This is a genomic window from Bacillus sp. SRB3LM, from assembly GCF_015712745.1.
In the GTDB taxonomy this organism is placed as follows: Bacteria; Bacillota; Bacilli; order Bacillales; family Bacillaceae_G; genus Bacillus_A; species Bacillus_A thuringiensis_K.
On sequence record NZ_VWVQ01000078.1, the window covers coordinates 380,130 to 398,010 of the forward strand.

Below are 17,881 nucleotides of genomic sequence, written 5' to 3' on the forward strand. Positions count from 1 at the left end.
AATAAATATGAAATCTGTCACATTAGACAAGTTACAACGTCCGTTAAAGGATTTACGTATTTCAGTTACCGATCGCTGTAATTTTCGCTGTCGATATTGTATGCCAGAAGAAATATTTGGTCCTGATTACTCGTTTTTGTCTAATGATAAAATTTTATCTTTTGATGAAATTGAAAGGATAACTCGTATTTTCGTTTCTTTAGGTGGGAGAAAATTACGAATTACAGGCGGAGAACCGTTACTTCGAAGAGGGCTTCCAAAGCTTATTGAGCGGCTTCATAAAATAGATGGTGTGGAAGATATCGGTTTAACAACCAATGGATCGTTACTTAAAAAGTTTGCTCCTGATTTATATAAGGCGGGACTATCACGTGTAACAGTTAGCTTAGATTCCTTAGAAGAAGAGCGGTTTTTCTATTTAAATGGTAATAGGAGCAAAGTACAAAGGGTTCTGGAAGGAATACAGGCTGCTGCTGAAGTTGGTATGAAAATTAAAATAAATATGGTCGTTCAAAAAGGGAAAAATGAACAAGACATTTTGCAGATGGCGCAATACTTTAAGGAAAACAGGCATATTCTTCGTTTTATTGAGTATATGGACGTTGGAAATTATAATGGTTGGGATTTAAAAGAGGTCGTCTCTAAACAAGAAATAGTAAATACAATTCACAAAGTGATGCCGTTAGAACGGATAGAAGCAAATTATTCTGGTGAAGTGGCTACTAGGTATCGTTATATAGGAAGCGATGAGGAAATAGGTATTATTTCATCGGTAACAGATTCTTTTTGCTCCTCATGTACGAGAGCTCGTATTTCTGCAGAAGGAAAATTATATACCTGCTTATTTGCTTCTAAAGGAAATGATTTAAGAGAATTGCTTCGTTCTGAACATACAGATGAGGACATTACAGATGTAGTACGCGATATATGGAATAATAGGGAAGATCGTTATTCAGATGAACGCTTAAATCATACAAATAAGAAAACAATACCTAAAATTGAAATGTCACATATCGGTGGTTAATATATAAAGCTAGCGTCATAGTGAAAAATGGAAAATTTACAAGAGTTGTGGATTTTCTATTTTATAGTAAAAGTGATGATTGATATCTCTGTAAAAGATGTGCAGAGAAATTAAGCAGCATTCAAAAACCTTTATTTTGAGGAGGTTTTTTGAAGCTGCTTTTTATTTGGAGAAAATGGAGGAATGGGTAATGGCATTTCATAAGCCGGAACAAATTGCTGAGCTTGTCATTGAGGCCGGTGTTCAAAAAGTAAGACAGACATTGCCAGCGATGCTTATTCTCGGTTTTTTAGGAGGAGCGTTTATTGCGATAGGTTTTTTACTTAACATTCGAGTTTTAGGGAATTTACCTGAGCGCTGGGGAAGTCTAGTTAATGTTTTAGGAGGGGCAGTATTTCCTGTTGGACTCATGCTCGTAGTATTAGCAGGAGGAGAATTAATTACGGGAAATATGATGTCACTGTCTATGGCGCTTTATGCAAAGAAAATTACATTGATAAGTGTACTGAATAACTGGGTTTGGATTACTCTCATGAATTTTATTGGGGCAATTTTCGTTGCGTATTGCTTTGGACATCTTGGCGGATTAACAGAGGGAGAGTATTTAAATAAAACGGTAGCGATAGCGGAAGGGAAGTTACATGAATCATTTGGGAGAACTTTAATTTTAGCAATTGGTTGTAATTGGCTCGTTTGTCTTGCTCTTTGGCTTGCTTACGGGACGAGTGATTTTGTCGGAAAAATCATCGGAATTTGGATTCCAATTATGGCATTTGTAGTCATTGGATTTCAGCAAGTAGTAGCAAATATATTTGTCATTTCCGCTGTTATTTTTGCTGGTCATCTAACGTGGATGGATCTGGCTAAAAATTTTGTTCCTGTTTTTATCGGAAATGTAATTGGAGGAGCTGGGTTTGTTGGTTTTGCTTACTTTGCTTGTTATCAGAAACAACATTCTAATATGAAATAGAGTTCTTGAGAGGAAGGGTATGTAATGGCTGATCGGTATTCACGACAACAGTTGTTCAAACCAATTGGGAGTAAAGGACAAGAAAAAATTCGAAATAAACATGTGTTAATTGTAGGAGCAGGCGCATTAGGAAGTGCAAGTGCCGAAAGTTTCGTACGTGCAGGTGTTGGCAAGTTGACGATTATTGATCGTGACTACGTTGAATGGAGTAATTTACAAAGGCAACAATTGTACTCTGAACAAGATGCGATAGAGAAAATGCCGAAAGCAATTGCTGCAAAAAATCGGCTAGAACAAATTAATTCGGAAGTACAAATACATGCTTTCGTAATGGATGCAACTTTAGAAAATATGGAAGGTCTATTAAAAAATGTAGATGTAATCATTGATGCAACAGATAATTTTGATATTCGTTTTGTAATAAATGATTTATCACAAAAACATAATATTCCGTGGGTATATGGTTCTTGCGTTGGATCGTATGGTATGAGTTATACAATTATTCCGCAAGAGACACCGTGTTTACATTGTATGCTGAAAAATATTCCTGTTACAGGTGTGACATGTGATACCGCTGGAATTATTAGCCCGACTGTACAAATCGTCGCAGCATATCAAGTGGCGGAAGCACTCAAAATTTTAATAGAAGATTTTTCAGCAATTAGAAAAACATTTTTCATGTTTGATATATGGAATAATCAAAACCATTTTATAAAACTAGGAAAAATAAAAACAGACGCTTGTCTCTCATGCGGTTTGAATCGAACTTATCCTTATTTATCATACGAAAATCAAACGAAAGCAGCTGTTTTATGCGGAAGAAATACAGTTCAAATTAGAACAGTAGACAATAGGAAATACAATTTTGATGATATAGAAAAAGTATTAAAAAAACTGGGAAAAGTAGATCGGAATCCGTATTTACTATCTTGCCAATTCGATGATTACCGCATCGTTTTTTTTCGGGATGGTCGTGTTTTTATTCATGGTACAAATGATATTTCAAAAGCGAAACAACTATATTATCGCGTATTCGGTTAATAGAGAGGGTGTCAACAATGGAAAGAAGAGTGCCAATTACGGTTGAAGAAGCTGTTCGTAAAGTGATGGGATTTGCTCATAAAGGCTTAAAGGAGCTATTACCAATTGAATTAGCTTACGGACGTATATTAGCAGAGGATTTAGTAGCTGACCATGATGTACCGTCATTTAATCGTTCGCCGTATGACGGATTTGCTATTCGAGCAGAAGATACTAATTTAGCAAGTTATGAAACGCCAATTGTATTTGAAGTAGTGGGTGAAATTGGTGCAGGATCGCTATTCCATGAGAAAGTAGGTCCGTTTCAAGCAGTTCGAATTATGACGGGAGCACAAATTCCGACTGGGTGTGATGCGGTTGTTATGTTAGAGCTGACTCGTCAATATGAGAAGAAGGGCAACAATTATATAGAAGTGAAGCGATCATTCAAAACGGGCGACAATATTTCTGTTCAAGGTGAAGATGCTCGTAAAGGAACAGTTCTTGCAAAGAAAGGATCGTACATTAATCCAGGTATTTCAGCTCTTCTTGCTACATTCGGTTATAGTGAAGTACCAGTTGCGAGAAAGCCTGTAATTGGACTGTTAGCGACTGGGAGTGAATTACTGGATGTCAATGAGTCATTACAGCCAGGGAAAATCCGAAACAGTAATACGTATATGATATTGTCTCAAATCCGAAGAGCAGGCGGAAGAGTAAAATATTTTGGGAAGTTTAGTGATGATTTTAATACGTGTTTTACAGCTGTGAAAGAAGCGCTTGGCCAAGTAGATATGTTAATTACAACGGGCGGTGTATCAGTAGGAGATTATGATTATTTACCAGCTATTTACGAAAAGTTAGGTGCATTTGTTCTTTTTAATAAAGTTGCAATGCGACCAGGAAGTGTTACGACTGTAGCACAATTAAATGGCAAGTTATTATTTGGTTTATCAGGAAATCCATCAGCTTGTTACGTAGGGTTTGAATTATTCGCAAGACCGTGTATTCGGACGTATATGTTTAGTGAAAAAGTACATTTAAAAAGAGAAAAAGCGTTATTAGGAGAAGATTTTCTAAAACCGAATCCATTTACAAGATTTGTACGAGCAAAATTGACATATAACGAAGGTCAGTTAATCGCTTATCCATCAGGGTTTGATAAATCTAGCTCAGTTTCTTCATTGGCAGAATCAAACGCGTTTATCGTATTGCCGGGCGGGACAAGAGGATATAAAAAAGATATGTTTGTCGATGTTCTTTTATTAGAAGATAACGAAGGTAGTAAATGGCCTTGGACATTTTGTAAAGGGAGAGGTGGTTCTAATGGGACAAGCGCTATTTGAAATTGTAGATATACCGATTGTAGTTGAAGAAGTAACGAATAAGGTTGCAAGAAGAGAAGCAGGAGCAATTACAACATTTATTGGTACGGTGAGAGAATTAACAAAAGGAAAACGAACGCTACATTTAGAGTATGAAGCATATAAGCCGATGGCAGTAAAACAACTTATGAGAATTGGTGGAGAAATTAGTGGGAAATGGCCGGACGCAAAAGTAGCAATTACGCACCGTGTAGGGCGGCTAGAAATAATGGATATTGCAGTAGTCATTGCAGTTTCATCACCGCATCGTAAAGTAGCTTATGAAGCGAATGAGTACGCGATTGAACGTATAAAACGAATCGTTCCAATTTGGAAAAAAGAATTTTGGGAAGATGGAACGATGTGGGTTGGAGATCAACTTGAAAACACACCATATTCAGAAGGAAAACCAAAGAAGGAAGAATGAGAAAATGATTACAATTTTACTGTTTGCAAATTTGCGTGAGGAAGTTGGATTGGATCGATTAGTGATTTCAGAAAAGCAAGAAATGACAGTGCAGCAATTAAAAGAATGGCTCAAAGCCAGCTATTGTTTACAAACGCTGGATAAAGTGATGGTGGCTGTTAATGAAGAGTTTGTAATGAATGAAGATATGATAAAAACTGGAGATATAGTCGCATTAATCCCGCCCGTTAGCGGGGGATAATAAGTTTTTTCACCAGATGAAGCGCCAAGAAGATGTGGTATATAAATTAGAATAAGAGAAGGGATGAGTTCTATGCTTACTCAAGAACAAATAATGAATGCATTAAAACATGTAGAGGATCCAGAGTTACACAAAAGTGTTGTAGAATTAAATATGGTTAGAAATATACAAATGAACGGAACAGAGGTTAAACTTGAAGTAGTACTAACAATCCAAGGTTGTCCGTTAAAAGCAAAAATTCAACAAGATATTGAAGAATCACTTTACGCAATTGGTGTCTCTAAAGTGGAGGTAATATTTGGCTCTATGACACAAGAAGAACGTGCATCTTTAACAGAGAAGTTAAAGAAAAATACTAGAACAGAAACTGGTATGCCGAGTATGCTTCGCCCGGATTCAGGAGTACGTTTTATTACTGTAACGAGCGGAAAAGGCGGAGTTGGAAAATCAACGGTGACAATTAATCTTGCAACTGCACTAGCTCGTATGGGCAAAAAAGTGGGGATATTAGATGCAGATATATATGGTTTTAGTATTCCAGCTATGATGGAAACGAATAAGAAACCAACGATGATTGATCAAACGGCAATTCCAGTCATTAGTCACGGTGTTAAAATCATGTCGATGGGATTCTTTACAGAAGGAAATAACCCAGTGATGTGGCGCGGACCGATGCTAAATAAATGGATTCAAAATTTCCTTGCGAATACGCACTGGGGAGAATTAGATTATTTATTACTTGATTTACCACCAGGTACAGGAGATGTTGCCATTGATGTTGCGGCAATGGTTCCGCAAGCGAAAGAAATAATTGTTACAACTCCGCACAATGTAGCTTCATTCGTTGCTTCAAGAGTCGGTGTAATGGCAAAACATACGAAGCATGAGATTTTAGGTATTGTGGAAAATATGGCTTATTATGAAGAACAAGATGGATCGAAAAATTATCTCTTCGGAAAAGGCGGCGGCGAAATGCTTGCAGAACAATTGCAAACAGAAGTAATTGCCAAAATACCTTTTGCGAAACGTGAAGAAAATAATGGTTCATCTGTATATGATGAAGATTCTCTTGTTGGAGAAGTGTTTACATCGTTAGCTGAGGATATTATTTATAGAGGATAGAGGGGGAAGTTTAGTATGGCATGTAACATTGATCATTCTATTGAAGATGTGATGAATAAGCTTGAAAGTCAAAAGAATTTTTTACCTGAAGGGATTTTTAAAGAGTTAAAGAATTTTTTGCAAGGTACTCATTCACAGAAATTATTAAATGATGTTTTTCACCTCCTAAAAAAGTATGATTTAGTCAGTGAGGAAGAACGAGAGACGAGAAACGCACAATTATTATACATTTTGAATTAAGTACTCTTTGGCTTTAGAATTTTTTCAGAAGGGGTGAATGTGATGGATATGAAAAAGATGATTGAAACGATAGAAGTAACTAGAGTGACTGACGAGGAATTATCGATTTCGAATTTACATCCAAAGCTTGTGAAGTTGTATAGTCAAAAAGATAGTGCAGAGTATACGAAGCTATTAAAATATATTTTATCATTATCCGTGCAACTGAAGCTGAATCTCGTATTGAAATATTTTGGTGTACGTCCCATTGTTGCTGCAGACGAGCGTATGCAATTTCAAGAGATATTTAAATGTTTAGCTAACAAAGATGATAATGGCGAATGGTTTCTAAATTTCGTTTCTTTATACGTAGGGTTAATCGTAGTTCTTTATTTTGATGAAAAAGAGATTGAGAGAAGTTTTTTCGATGATATGGTAGTGGGTGAAGGGAATGAAATATAAGCTTCTGCTCATAACATCTTTTTGTTTAATTGCTATAACTGCGATTTTAATTGGTTATATAAATATGCAAGTAATGAATTAAACTAGTTTGATAAAAAGCGTTCTTCAGTTGTTTCCGTCGTTTTTTCGTGTTACTATTAATCGAATTTTTCATAAGGAGAGAAAGCGATGAAATGGATTTATTTTATTATTATTAATGTTATAGCTTTTAGCCTTATGGGGCTTGATAAACGAAAAGCAAAGAAGAAACAGTGGAGAACGCCAGAAAGTACGTTGTTTTTATCAGCGGCAGCTGGGGGAGCAGTTGGAGCTTGGATTGGTATGTATATGTTTCATCATAAAACTCATAAAAAGAAATTTGTTTTCGGCATACCGTTACTTGTTGCAATAACGGTATGTTTATTATTCGTTGTATGAGAAATGTCGAAAGAAATGCAGATTGATTATTGGTAAAGTGAGCATATGAGAACGTATAATGGAGAAAAAATGAGAAGAGGAGAAAAAGGAAGATGGGGAGTCAATCAGCAGAGCAAAAAAAAGGGATACTATATGCGGCTGGTGCTTATACGATGTGGGGTATTCTGCCGATTTATTGGAAATGGGTTGAAGAAGTTCCTGCAGATGAAATATTAGCACACCGCATCGTTTGGGCGTTTGTTTTTATGTTACTCGTATTAGGTGTTACGAAGAGATTTCGCCAGTTTATTGGGGAATTTGTGAATCTTTTTAAACGACCTAAATTATTAATGTCATTAACAATAGCTTCAGTCTTGATTAGCGGAAATTGGTTTGTTTACATATGGGCTGTTAATCATAATCATGTTATTGAAGCGAGTCTTGGCTATTATATTAATCCGCTTATTAGTATTTTACTTGGTACAGTCGTTTTAAAGGAAAAGTTAAACTTTTGGCAATATGTTGCAGTTGGTTTAGCTGGAGTAGGAGTTGTCATTTTAACAGTACGTTTCGGATCTATTCCGTGGGTTTCTCTTTCACTTGCCTTTTCATTTGGATTATACGGATTAACGAAAAAATTGTTAAACTATGATGCGACAATCGGGCTTACGATGGAAACGATGTTAGTGACGCCGTTTGCAATCATTTACCTTGTTATGACAGGCGCACATGGTTTCGGCTCATTTGGATCTATTTCCATGTTATCAACGTTACTTTTAATAGGAGCAGGCATTGTAACAGCATTACCACTATTTTATTTTGCGAAAGGAGCGCAACTTATTCCACTTTATATGGTCGGATTTTTACAATATATTGCGCCAACAATTAGCTTAATTTTAGGTGTATTTGTATTTGGTGAACATTTCACAGCTACACATATGATTGCATTTTTCTGTATATGGGTTGCTTTATTTGTATTCTCGGTAGCGAAGACAAAGTTCTTAGTGCAGAAACAACCGAAATTTATAAAAAATAAATCAGCAAAAGTATCATAATGCGTAGTATTTTCTACGCATTTTTCTTTATACTGATACTATATAGGATTTCCATTATAGCTAGTAGGGAGCTGAGAACGTGGAAACAATTTTACATAACGATCCGCTTATGGCTGCTGTACTTTCATGGTTTTTAGCACAATTAACGAAAGTAGTCTTTAAATTAGTCAAAACAGGTGAATTTGATTTTGCAAAGTTTTTTGCTTCAGGTGGGATGCCAAGTTCTCATGCTTCAACAGTTACAGCGCTTGCTACAGGAGTTGGAGTTGTGGAAGGTGTGGAAAGCTCGATGTTTGCGGTTGCTGCTATTTTTGCCATTATAGTTATGTATGATGCTTCAGGAGTAAGGCTTGCAGTAAGTAAACAAGCAAAAATATTGAATGAGTTTTTTCACGGTAGAGAAACAGAATATAAGAAGTTAAATGAACTTGTTGGGCATACACCGTATGAAGTAGTAGTCGGTGCTTTATTAGGGATTATTGTCGGAGTAGGATATTGTTTATGAGCAGAACATTTTATATGTTCTGCTTTTCTTTGTTTTCATACATATTCAGCTATCTTTTTGAATATCGTTATACGGATTTCGAAAGGGTGGGTGAGTAACTTGTTATTATATGAAAAAGTGCATGAAGAAATAGCGAGAAGAACAACTGCACTTCAAACAATGCAACGGCAAGATGGTACGTGGCGGTTTTGTTTTGAAGGAGCTCCACTAACAGATTGTCATATGATTTTCTTATTAAAATTATTAGGTAGAGATAAAGAGATAGAACCGTTTGTAAAAAGATTAGCATCACTCCAAACAAATGAAGGAACATGGAAATTGTATGAAGATGAAGCGGGGGGGAATTTATCTGCTACAATTCAATCTTATGCTGCCTTACTTGCATCGGAAAAATATACAAAAGAAGATGCGAATATGAAGCGAGCGGAAATGTTTATAAATGAGCGCGGTGGGGTAGCGCGTGCTCATTTTATGACGAAGTTTTTATTAGCGATTCATGGAGAATATGAATATCCTTCTCTCTTTCATTTGCCAACACCAATTATGTTTCTGCAGAATGATTCCCCTCTCAGTATTTTTGAACTGAGTAGCTCAGCACGTATTCATTTAATTCCGATGATGCTTTGTTTAAATAAAAGATTTCGAGTAGGGAAAAAGTTATTGCCAAATTTAAATCACATTGCAGGCGGGGGCGGAGAATGGTTTCGGGAGGACCGGTCTCCGGTTTTTCAAACATTATTAAGTGACGTGAAGAAAATTATAACGTATCCACTTTCTTTGCATCATAAAGGATATGAGGAAGTAGAACGTTTTATGAAAGAGCGTATTGATGAAAATGGAACATTATATAGCTACGCAACTGCCTCGTTTTATATGATTTATGCTTTACTTGCATTAGGACATTCTATTCAATCACCAATTATTGAGAAGGCTATAACGGGAATCACATCTTATATATGGAAGATGGAAAGAGGGAGCCATTTGCAAAACTCTCCATCAACTATATGGGATACAGCTTTACTCAGTTATGCTTTGCAAGAAGCTCAAGTTCCGAAAGCAAGTAAAGTGATTCACAATGCATCAGCATATTTACTAAGAAAACAGCAAACGAAGAAAGTAGATTGGAGTGTACATGCACCGGATCTCTTCCCGGGGGGGTGGGGCTTTTCGGATGTGAATACGACGATTCCAGATATTGATGATACAACTGCTGCGTTAAGAGCATTGGCGCGAAGTAGAGGGAACGAAAATGTAGACAATGCTTGGAAGCGAGCTGTTAATTGGGTTAAAGGATTGCAAAATAATGATGGTGGTTGGGGGGCTTTTGAAAAAGGGGTAACGAGCCGTATATTAGCAAATTTACCAATCGAAAATGCAAGTGATATGATTACAGATCCTTCTACACCAGATATTACAGGAAGAGTGTTAGAATTTTTTGGGACGTATACGCAAAATGAATTGCCCGAGAAACAAAAACAAAGTGCGATAAATTGGTTAATGAATGTACAAGAGGAAAATGGATCGTGGTATGGGAAATGGGGAATTTGTTATATATATGGTACGTGGGCTGTTATGACAGGTTTACGGTCATTCGGAATTCCATCTAGCAATCCATCATTAAAACGAGCAGCTTTATGGCTTGAACATATACAGCATGAAGATGGTGGCTGGGGAGAATCTTGCCAAAGTAGTGTGGAAAAAAGATTTGTTACTTTGCCGTTTAGTACACCATCCCAAACAGCATGGGCGTTAGATGCCCTCATTTCTTACTATGATAAAGAAACGCCAGTTATTCGAAAAGGTATTTCATATTTGCTCTCCAACTCTTATATAAATGAAAAATATCCTACTGGAACAGGTTTACCAGGTGGGTTTTATATTCGTTATCATAGTTATGCTCATATATATCCGTTGCTTACTTTGGCTCATTATGCAAAAAAATATAAAAAATAAACCGAGAGATGTCTCTCGGTTTATTTTGTTGGGTAGTAGGTCCCTTTTGAAAAGAATAAGGTTGTGATGTACCTTATTTTTCGGTTGATTGGCGCTTTTGACGTGCATCAGCGGCATTTGCACGTGCGTTTGCTTCTAAGTCATTGTGGTCAGCGAGTTCGCGAGAGAACTCAACATCAATGCCATCAGTAGCTTTGTTTTGTTTGAAATTTTTTTTGTTCATTCGACACAATCTCCTTGCACTTTATCCCGCTTTAATGGGCAGTAAGACCTCACCTCAAAATTCAGCGAAAGTAAAGAAGTTAGGTGGGGGTCGGGCTGCCCATAAAAGTCCGATTGGTGAGGGCTAATAATCAGTGGGGGATGAAGAAAACCCCCACTGATTAAAGTTTCACTTTATGCGACGTTGCAAAGTTAGTTTGACACAAATAGACTTTTTTATACAAAGAGGAATTGGAAAGTAAAAAGCCGAAATATACAGTATAAGTAATAGAAATGGGGGATAGGGATGGAGTTTTTAAACGGGAAAACAGCTGTTGTAACAGGAGCTGCACAGGGAATTGGAAAAGAGATTGCAAGGGTTTATGCAAAACTAGGGGCGAAAGTATTAATTAGCGATGTAAATGAAGAGAATCTACAAAAAACGACACGTGAGTTATCAGATGAAGGATATGAAGTGTGCTCATATCGATGTGATGTAAGTAATCAAAATGAAGCGAAGTCGTTAATTGAATATGCGGTTCAAAAATTTGGTACATTACATATTTTGGTGAATAATGCTGGAATTACAAGAGACGCAATGTTACATAAAATGGAGAAGTCTGCTTGGGAAGAAGTGTTACAAGTAAACTTAACTGGAGTTTTTTATTGTATGCAACCAGCGCTTCTTTACATGAGACAACAAGGGTATGGGCGCATTATTAATATATCTTCAATTAGTAGAGAAGGAAACATAGGGCAAGCAAATTATGCGGCTACAAAGGCAGGAGTTGTAGGTTTAACGAAAACGGCAGCGAAAGAAGTTGGAAGTTTCGGTATTACTTGTAACGCGATTTGTCCGGGGTTTATGGATACAGATATGACAAAAACGATACCAGATAAAGTGAAAGAAAAGATGGTTGGCGCTATTCCAGTTGGTAGAATTGGAACGCCAGAAGATATTGCGAACGCAGCAGCCTTTTTAGCATCAGAATACGCATCCTATATTACAGGTGAAGTATTAAATGTGAGCGGAGGACTGCAAGTTTAAAGGAATACATAATGAAAAGAACCTGACCAGGTAGGTCAGGTTCTTTCTCATTAATTTAAGTTAAGCCAAACGCTCTTCACTTCTGTATAGTTATTTAATGCGTAAGATCCCATTTCACGGCCGAGGCCAGATTGTTTAAATCCTCCAAATGGAGATGCTGCATCAAAGACGTTATAACAGTTTACCCATACTGTACCTGCACGTACTTTACTTGCAACATAGTGTGCAGTTTTAACATTTTCTGTCCACACACCAGCAGCTAAACCAAATTGCGATTTATTTGCACGTTCAATTACTTCATCAATATCGTTAAACGGTATTGCAGAAATAACTGGACCGAAAATTTCTTCTTTTGCGATCGTCATTTCATCATTTACGTCAGCGAATACTGTAGGAGAAACGAAGTAGCCTTGATCGAATGGATTACTTCCTCCGCAAAGTACTTCAGCGCCTTCTTCAATCCCTTTTTCAATGTAGCCCATTACACGTTTTTGTTGTTCTTCGGAAACGAGAGGACCAATTGTTGTTTCAGGGTTAAGACCGACACCTTGATTTAGTTTTTTAGAATAGAGGACGAGATCAGCCATGACATTATCATACATTTTCTTCGGAACAAATAAGCGTGATCCAGCAGAGCATACTTGCCCTTGGTTAAACATAACACCAGAAAGGGCACCAGGAATTGCGCGAGATAAATCAGCATCTGGCAAGATGATATTTGGTGATTTACCGCCTAACTCAAGTGTAACGCGTTTTAATGACTCAGATGCTTGTCGCATAATTTGTTTACCGACTGGAGTAGAACCAGTAAATGCAATTTTATCAACGAGTGGATGATTAACAAGTGCTTGTCCAGCTGATTCACCGAATCCAGGAACAATATTAATAACACCTTTCGGGAATCCAGCTTCTTCAATTAATTCAGCTAAGTATAGAGCTGATAGTGGAGTTTGTTCTGCAGGTTTTAAAATGATTGTACATCCTGTAGCAAGCGCTGCTCCCATTTTCCACATCGCCATAAGAAGAGGGAAGTTCCAAGGGATAATTTGACCGACGACACCAACAGCTTCATGGCGTGTATAGTTAAAGTAATTACCGGAAACAGGGATTGTTTGACCAACGATTTTCGTAGCCCAGCCAGCATAATAGCGCATATGTTCAATTGCAAGTGGTATATCTGCTGCCATTGTTTCACGGATTGGCTTTCCGTTATCTAACGTTTCGAGCTGTGCAAGCTCTTCTTTATGTTCTTCCATTAAATCAGCTAACTTGTACATGAGACGGCTTCGCTCAGCAGTGCTCATACGAGACCAAGGACCTTCGTCAAAAGCCATGCGAGCTGCGACTACAGCTTTATGAATATCTTCGCGACCAGCTTCAGAAACGACAGCAAGTGTTTCACCAGTTGCTGGGTTTGGTGTTATAAACGTTTTTCCGGAAGCGCTTTCAATGAAAGATCCATTCACATATAACTTTTTTGTACCTTGAAGAAACTTTTCTACCTTTTCATGAAGATTTACAGCTAGTTGACTCATTGTATAACCCCCTTGAAAATATAATGTAAACGCAGTACGAGACGGCGCTTATTCCGAAATCAAGGATGTGGAAACTAGATGGAAAGCCTCTAATTAAAATCATAATTAATAAATACTGAAAATTCAAATTTCATTTGTGTTACAATTGTAAAAAATATGTAATGTAACAGAATCTTCTATATGATTATAAAAAATCCTGCTTGTTTTGCTTTCTAGTAGGAAAAACTAGAAGAACAATGGTACAATAATACATCGTGAGAGGAGGGGGAAAAATGAAAGATTATCATGATGATCCACGCTTTCGAATAGCCCATAGAGAAGCGTTAATTGGTCTTGGACTTGCTATTATTAATTTTATAATATGGTACGGATTCGCTTATGGGCTTGGTAGTAAAAATCCGAGTGAATATACATATGTATTAGGTTTTCCCGCATGGTTTTTTTATAGCTGTATCGTTGGATTTATCGTTATGGTTATTTTACTTAGTTTAGTTGTTCGTTTTGTATTTCAAGATATTTCACTCGATGAGGAAGAAAAAAGTGAGGAATAATAGATGAATTGGTATGTAATCATTCCAATGATAATTTCGTTTATCGTTGTATTTTTAATTGGTGTATATGCTTCAAGACGCGTTCAAGCAACTGCTCATAATAAATTTTTACAAGAATATTTTCTTGGTGGGCGTGAGCTAGGCGGTTTATTATTAGCGATGACAATGATTGCTACGTACGGTAGTGCAAGTAGCTTTATTGGTGGTCCTGGTATTGCTTACAATATGGGGCTTGGATGGGTATTGTTATCTGCGATTCAAGTTGTAACAGGGTATATCGTTTTAACGGTTATCGGTAAAAAGTTTGCAATTATCGCTAGGAAGATGGAAGCCATTACTCTTATCGATTATTTAAAAGGGAGATACAATAATAAAGCAGTTGTTATACTTTCTGCGTTATGTATTATTATCTTTTTATTTTCAGCGACAGTAGCCCAGTGGGTCGGTGGTGGACGATTAATCGAGTCACTAACGGGTCTATCGTACACAACAGCACTATTTTTATTTACTTTTTCTGTACTTGTTTACGTATTAATTGGTGGATTTCGTGCAGTCGCTTTATCAGATACATTATTAGGAATTATTATGTTAGTTGGAACGACAATCATTTTAATTGCTACTGTCATTGCTGGTGGTGGAATTGAAAAGATTATGCAGGAACTTGTTCAAATCAATCCAAATTTAATTACACCATTCGGAGCAGATGGCAGTTTAACGAAGTCATATGTGACATCATTTTGGATTTTAATTGGAATTGGTGTTGTAGGTTTACCACAAATTAGCGTGCGTGCCATGTCTTATAAAAATTCAAAAGCTATGCACCAAGCTTTAATAATTGGAACAGTTGTCGTTGGTACAATTATGATCGGTATGCATTTAACAGGTGTATTTGCAAGAGTAGTACTTCCAGGTATAACGGTACCAGATAAAGTAATGCCGCTACTTGCGATGGAAGTGTTGCCACCTTGGTTAGCTGGAGTTTTCTTAGCTGCACCAATGGCAGCGATTATGTCTACAGTAAACTCGTTATTATTACTTGTAAGTTCGTCAATTATTAAAGATATATACGTAAATTACATAAATAAAGATGCAGCAGACAGTACGATAAAAAAAGGAAGTTTGTGGATTACTGGTATTGTAGGACTACTCGTTTATGCAGCGGCCATTAAACCACCAGATTTTTTAATATGGCTAAATTTATTTTCTTTCGGTGGATTAGAAGCAGCATTCATTTGGCCAATCGTATTAGGGTTATATTGGAGGAAAGGAAATGCAACAGGAGCGCTTGCTTCCATTTTCGTTGGAGTAGGTTCATATATGTGTATTCACCTTTTCTATCCAAATCCGTTTGGTATACATACAGTTGTCTTTCCGATTTGTTTTGCGTTTATCGCTTACATTATTGGAAGTATGAGTGCTGTAAAAAAAACTGTATAGGTTAGCTGGAGAACGTAGTCCTTATAGGACTGCGTTTTTTCGTATGAAATTGTTCTTTTTTATTCTGTATGCCGATTGTTATTCATAAATTAATAACAATTGAGGGGATGGAGTTGAGGTCGATGAAAAAAGTATTATTTTTAGGAGACCCAGGAATTGATGACTCTTTAGCAATTATGTATGGATTGTTGCATCCTGATATTGATATTGTTGGTGTGGTTACAGGATATGGAAATGTAACGCAAGAAAAGGCGACAAGTAATGCGGCATATTTATTACAGTTAGCAGGTAGGGAAGATATACCAGTTATTAATGGTGCGAAAATTCCTTTATCTGGAGATATTACAACGTATTATCCAGAAATTCATGGGGCGGAAGGTTTAGGACCAATTCGACCACCGAAAAATCTTTCTCCAAATATAAAGCCTTTTTGTGAGTTTTTTGACATTCTTGAAAAATATAAAGGAGAATTAATTATAGTTGATGCTGGGAGGTCAACGACACTTGCGACAGCATTTATTTTAGAAAAGCCAATGATGAAGTATGTGAAAGAATATTATATAATGGGCGGTGCTTTCTTAATGCCTGGCAATGTTACACCAGTCGCAGAGGCGAATTTTCATAGTGATCCGATTGCGTCGCAATTAGTTATGCAAAATGCCAAGAATGTGACACTGGTGCCGCTCAATGTTACATCTGAAGCTATTATTACGCCAGAGATGGTAAAGTATATTACGAAACATTCTAAAACAAGTTTTAATAAATTAATTGAACCGATTTTTACGTATTATTATAAAGCTTATAGAAAATTAAATCCGAAAATAAAAGGAAGTCCAGTACATGACGTCGTTACAATGATGGTTGCCGCAAATCCTTCAATATTGGATTATGTGTATCGCCGTGTAGATGTAGATACAGTGGGAATAGCAAAAGGAGAAAGTATTGCAGATTTCCGTCCTCAACCTGATGCAAAAGCCTTAAAAAACTGGGTGCGAATTGGTTGGTCATTACATTATAAAAAATTCCTTGAGGATTTTGTGAAAATCATGACGTAGACATAATAGGAGTATACAAGTTAAAATAATGGAGATGGTTATTTGAATAACCATCTCCATTATTTTGTTTTTTAAAGATAGAGAGAAGAGTTACACAATAGGAGAGGAATTTTACTTGAAAAAAACTATAGTATGCGCAGTGATTGTGGGTATTTTCGTTTTGCTAATATCGGGTAACTTTTTAGTGAAAAAAGTGTGGAGTTCAAATAATGATGATGCACAGTATATTGCATCTTTTATTGAAGAACATAAAGATGAAAAAAATAGTGCACTTCTAGTAAAGAGAAATGATAAAGTTGTTTATTCTGTAAATCCAAATGTTGTATTACCAGTTGCTAGTACGATGAAATTGATTATAGCGCTTGAATATACGAAACAAGTTACGGAAGGGAAAATTGATTCTTCTAGTTTCGTTTCCATTAATGATGTGAATCGGTATTATGTACCGAATACAGATGGTGGTGCGCAAGATAGATGGCAAAGGTACTTGGAAAAGAAAGGAAAGATAACTGAAGGAGCGGTTTCTTTAGAAGAAGTAGCAAAAGGAATGGTTAAGTTTAGTTCAAATGCAAATGCTGAGTACTTAATGGAAGTGTTAGGATTAGATAATATTAATCGGAATTTACAAAGTTTATCACTTCCTGCACATCAACCACTATTTCCAATCGTTTCATCTTTGTATATCCCGGGATATTTGCATAAAGAATTACATGTTCCAAAATATAAAATAGAGAAAAAGTTAAAAGAAATGTCTCAAGAGCAATATCGTGAATATGCGATGATTATTCATGAACGCTTAAAGAAGAAGGGACCATTATTACAGAAGGAAATTCCGCTTTATTTAGAGGAACGTTACGACAAAATTTGGTCAGATAGATTACCAGCAGCTTCTGCAAATGATTATATGGTATTACTTCAAAAGGCAAACCATAAAGGTGGCTTGACAGAAGCTGAAGAAAAAGTGTGGGCAAATATCGTTGAAACAGACATGAGTGCCAAGAAATACCGTAAAACATTTAGACATGCTGGGCAAAAAAATGGTTATACGCCATGGACAGTTACAAAAGCAGTTTATGCAATGGATAAACGCGGGAACTGTACAGAAATAGTGTTCTTAGCAAATAATTTAAATGAAGATGACAGCGCAGAAATACGGAAACATTTAGCAAACTTACATTTTCAAGTGTTGCAAAGTGATAAGTATGATGCGACTTTTATTAAATAAACTCGGTGCAGAGAGCACCGAGTTTATTTTTGTGTACAAGCACTTTTTTCCTATCTCTGGGTATGATGGGT

Annotated in this window: 20 protein-coding genes; 18 read left to right on the forward strand and 2 right to left on the reverse strand. The window is 36.6% G+C overall.

All coding sequences use genetic code 11. The annotated features are described in order from the left end of the window. Positions 1-7: 7 nt before the first annotated feature. The 13 genes from moaA (at position 8) to F3I02_RS25590 (ending at position 10,758) form a co-directional block, all read left to right on the forward strand. Positions 8-1,024: a GTP 3',8-cyclase MoaA gene (gene moaA / locus F3I02_RS25530; protein ID WP_230876890.1), complete on the forward strand. Its 1,017-nt coding sequence runs from the start codon at positions 8-10 to the stop codon at positions 1,022-1,024. Between the two features lie 190 nt (positions 1,025-1,214). Further along, complete coding sequence (locus F3I02_RS25535) at positions 1,215-1,994, forward strand: formate channel (RefSeq protein WP_002164134.1); 780 nt, start codon at positions 1,215-1,217, stop codon at positions 1,992-1,994. A gap of 24 nt (positions 1,995-2,018) precedes the next feature. After that, on the forward strand, positions 2,019-3,035 hold the full coding sequence (locus F3I02_RS25540) for a molybdopterin-synthase adenylyltransferase MoeB (protein WP_000785256.1): 1,017 nt from the start codon (positions 2,019-2,021) through the stop codon (positions 3,033-3,035). Positions 3,036-3,052: 17 nt separating this feature from the next. Next, positions 3,053-4,360 carry a molybdopterin molybdotransferase MoeA gene (locus F3I02_RS25545; RefSeq protein ID WP_000442203.1) on the forward strand — a complete coding sequence of 436 codons (1,308 nt, stop codon included), beginning with the start codon at positions 3,053-3,055 and terminating at the stop codon, positions 4,358-4,360. Then, positions 4,341-4,805 (forward strand): molybdopterin synthase catalytic subunit MoaE, encoded by a 465-nt coding sequence (moaE, locus tag F3I02_RS25550; protein ID WP_000529378.1) that lies wholly within the window; start codon positions 4,341-4,343, stop codon positions 4,803-4,805. The genes F3I02_RS25545 and moaE overlap by 20 nt, the downstream gene beginning before the upstream one ends. 4 nt (positions 4,806-4,809) lie before the next feature. Then, complete coding sequence (gene moaD / locus F3I02_RS25555) at positions 4,810-5,046, forward strand: molybdopterin converting factor subunit 1 (RefSeq protein WP_000628483.1); 237 nt, start codon at positions 4,810-4,812, stop codon at positions 5,044-5,046. Positions 5,047-5,118: 72 nt separating this feature from the next. After that, complete coding sequence (locus F3I02_RS25560; protein WP_000957516.1) at positions 5,119-6,168, forward strand: P-loop NTPase; 1,050 nt, start codon at positions 5,119-5,121, stop codon at positions 6,166-6,168. A gap of 15 nt (positions 6,169-6,183) precedes the next feature. Next, positions 6,184-6,408 (forward strand): hypothetical protein, encoded by a 225-nt coding sequence (locus tag F3I02_RS25565; protein ID WP_000752373.1) that lies wholly within the window; start codon positions 6,184-6,186, stop codon positions 6,406-6,408. Positions 6,409-6,450: 42 nt separating this feature from the next. Then, complete coding sequence (locus F3I02_RS25570) at positions 6,451-6,849, forward strand: nucleoside triphosphate pyrophosphohydrolase family protein (RefSeq protein WP_000367298.1); 399 nt, start codon at positions 6,451-6,453, stop codon at positions 6,847-6,849. 168 nt (positions 6,850-7,017) lie between these two features. Then, positions 7,018-7,266 carry a DUF1294 domain-containing protein gene (locus F3I02_RS25575; protein WP_000871325.1) on the forward strand — a complete coding sequence of 83 codons (249 nt, stop codon included), beginning with the start codon at positions 7,018-7,020 and terminating at the stop codon, positions 7,264-7,266. Positions 7,267-7,358: 92 nt separating this feature from the next. After that, on the forward strand, positions 7,359-8,300 hold the full coding sequence (rarD, locus tag F3I02_RS25580) for an EamA family transporter RarD (protein ID WP_000535540.1): 942 nt from the start codon (positions 7,359-7,361) through the stop codon (positions 8,298-8,300). Positions 8,301-8,379: 79 nt separating this feature from the next. Further along, positions 8,380-8,805 carry a divergent PAP2 family protein gene (locus F3I02_RS25585; RefSeq protein ID WP_000447824.1) on the forward strand — a complete coding sequence of 142 codons (426 nt, stop codon included), beginning with the start codon at positions 8,380-8,382 and terminating at the stop codon, positions 8,803-8,805. Between the two features lie 99 nt (positions 8,806-8,904). After that, entirely contained in the window at positions 8,905-10,758 is a 1,854-nt protein-coding gene (locus F3I02_RS25590) for a terpene cyclase/mutase family protein (RefSeq protein WP_000928148.1), read from the forward strand. 73 nt (positions 10,759-10,831) lie between these two features. Here the strand turns inward: F3I02_RS25590 and F3I02_RS25595 are convergent, their stop codons facing one another. Next, complete coding sequence (locus tag F3I02_RS25595; RefSeq protein ID WP_001035808.1) at positions 10,832-10,981, reverse strand: YfhD family protein; 150 nt, start codon at positions 10,979-10,981, stop codon at positions 10,832-10,834. A 285-nt stretch (positions 10,982-11,266) separates the two neighbouring features. Between F3I02_RS25595 and fabG the strand changes: the two genes are divergently transcribed. Next, the gene (gene fabG, locus F3I02_RS25600; RefSeq protein WP_196478542.1) at positions 11,267-12,007 is read left to right on the forward strand and encodes a 3-oxoacyl-ACP reductase FabG; all 741 of its coding nucleotides are present in this window, start codon (positions 11,267-11,269) and stop codon (positions 12,005-12,007) included. Positions 12,008-12,057: 50 nt separating this feature from the next. Here fabG and dhaS read toward each other — a convergent pair whose 3' ends face one another. After that, the gene (gene dhaS, locus F3I02_RS25605) at positions 12,058-13,542 is read right to left on the reverse strand and encodes an aldehyde dehydrogenase DhaS (protein WP_000080269.1); all 1,485 of its coding nucleotides are present in this window, start codon (positions 13,540-13,542) and stop codon (positions 12,058-12,060) included. Positions 13,543-13,814: 272 nt separating this feature from the next. Here dhaS and F3I02_RS25610 point away from each other — a divergent pair, with 272 nt between their 5' ends. The 4 genes from F3I02_RS25610 to F3I02_RS25625 all read left to right on the forward strand — a co-directional run bounded on the left by F3I02_RS25610 (position 13,815) and on the right by F3I02_RS25625 (position 17,810). After that, positions 13,815-14,093: a YhdT family protein gene (locus F3I02_RS25610; RefSeq protein WP_000656244.1), complete on the forward strand. Its 279-nt coding sequence runs from the start codon at positions 13,815-13,817 to the stop codon at positions 14,091-14,093. A gap of 3 nt (positions 14,094-14,096) precedes the next feature. Next, a complete protein-coding gene (gene panF / locus F3I02_RS25615; RefSeq protein WP_001104823.1) occupies positions 14,097-15,530 on the forward strand; it encodes a sodium/pantothenate symporter in 1,434 nt (477 codons plus the stop codon). Between the two features lie 68 nt (positions 15,531-15,598). Next, on the forward strand, positions 15,599-16,585 hold the full coding sequence (locus F3I02_RS25620) for a nucleoside hydrolase (protein ID WP_003302260.1): 987 nt from the start codon (positions 15,599-15,601) through the stop codon (positions 16,583-16,585). A gap of 115 nt (positions 16,586-16,700) precedes the next feature. Then, positions 16,701-17,810: a serine hydrolase gene (locus F3I02_RS25625; RefSeq protein WP_000751356.1), complete on the forward strand. Its 1,110-nt coding sequence runs from the start codon at positions 16,701-16,703 to the stop codon at positions 17,808-17,810. Positions 17,811-17,881: the final 71 nt, after the last annotated feature.

Coding starts and splice junctions, on each gene's coding strand:
- moaA (WP_230876890.1), top strand. CDS start 8: ATGAAATCTGTCACATTAGACAAGTTACAACGTCCGTTAAAGGATTTA.
- F3I02_RS25535 (WP_002164134.1), top strand. CDS start 1,215: ATGGCATTTCATAAGCCGGAACAAATTGCTGAGCTTGTCATTGAGGCC.
- F3I02_RS25540 (WP_000785256.1), top strand. CDS start 2,019: ATGGCTGATCGGTATTCACGACAACAGTTGTTCAAACCAATTGGGAGT.
- F3I02_RS25545 (WP_000442203.1), top strand. CDS start 3,053: ATGGAAAGAAGAGTGCCAATTACGGTTGAAGAAGCTGTTCGTAAAGTG.
- moaE (WP_000529378.1), top strand. CDS start 4,341: ATGGGACAAGCGCTATTTGAAATTGTAGATATACCGATTGTAGTTGAA.
- moaD (WP_000628483.1), top strand. CDS start 4,810: ATGATTACAATTTTACTGTTTGCAAATTTGCGTGAGGAAGTTGGATTG.
- F3I02_RS25560 (WP_000957516.1), top strand. CDS start 5,119: ATGCTTACTCAAGAACAAATAATGAATGCATTAAAACATGTAGAGGAT.
- F3I02_RS25565 (WP_000752373.1), top strand. CDS start 6,184: ATGGCATGTAACATTGATCATTCTATTGAAGATGTGATGAATAAGCTT.
- F3I02_RS25570 (WP_000367298.1), top strand. CDS start 6,451: ATGGATATGAAAAAGATGATTGAAACGATAGAAGTAACTAGAGTGACT.
- F3I02_RS25575 (WP_000871325.1), top strand. CDS start 7,018: ATGAAATGGATTTATTTTATTATTATTAATGTTATAGCTTTTAGCCTT.
- rarD (WP_000535540.1), top strand. CDS start 7,359: ATGGGGAGTCAATCAGCAGAGCAAAAAAAAGGGATACTATATGCGGCT.
- F3I02_RS25595 (WP_001035808.1), bottom strand. CDS start 10,981: ATGAACAAAAAAAATTTCAAACAAAACAAAGCTACTGATGGCATTGAT.
- fabG (WP_196478542.1), top strand. CDS start 11,267: ATGGAGTTTTTAAACGGGAAAACAGCTGTTGTAACAGGAGCTGCACAG.
- dhaS (WP_000080269.1), bottom strand. CDS start 13,542: ATGAGTCAACTAGCTGTAAATCTTCATGAAAAGGTAGAAAAGTTTCTT.
- F3I02_RS25610 (WP_000656244.1), top strand. CDS start 13,815: ATGAAAGATTATCATGATGATCCACGCTTTCGAATAGCCCATAGAGAA.
- panF (WP_001104823.1), top strand. CDS start 14,097: ATGAATTGGTATGTAATCATTCCAATGATAATTTCGTTTATCGTTGTA.
- F3I02_RS25620 (WP_003302260.1), top strand. CDS start 15,599: ATGCCGATTGTTATTCATAAATTAATAACAATTGAGGGGATGGAGTTG.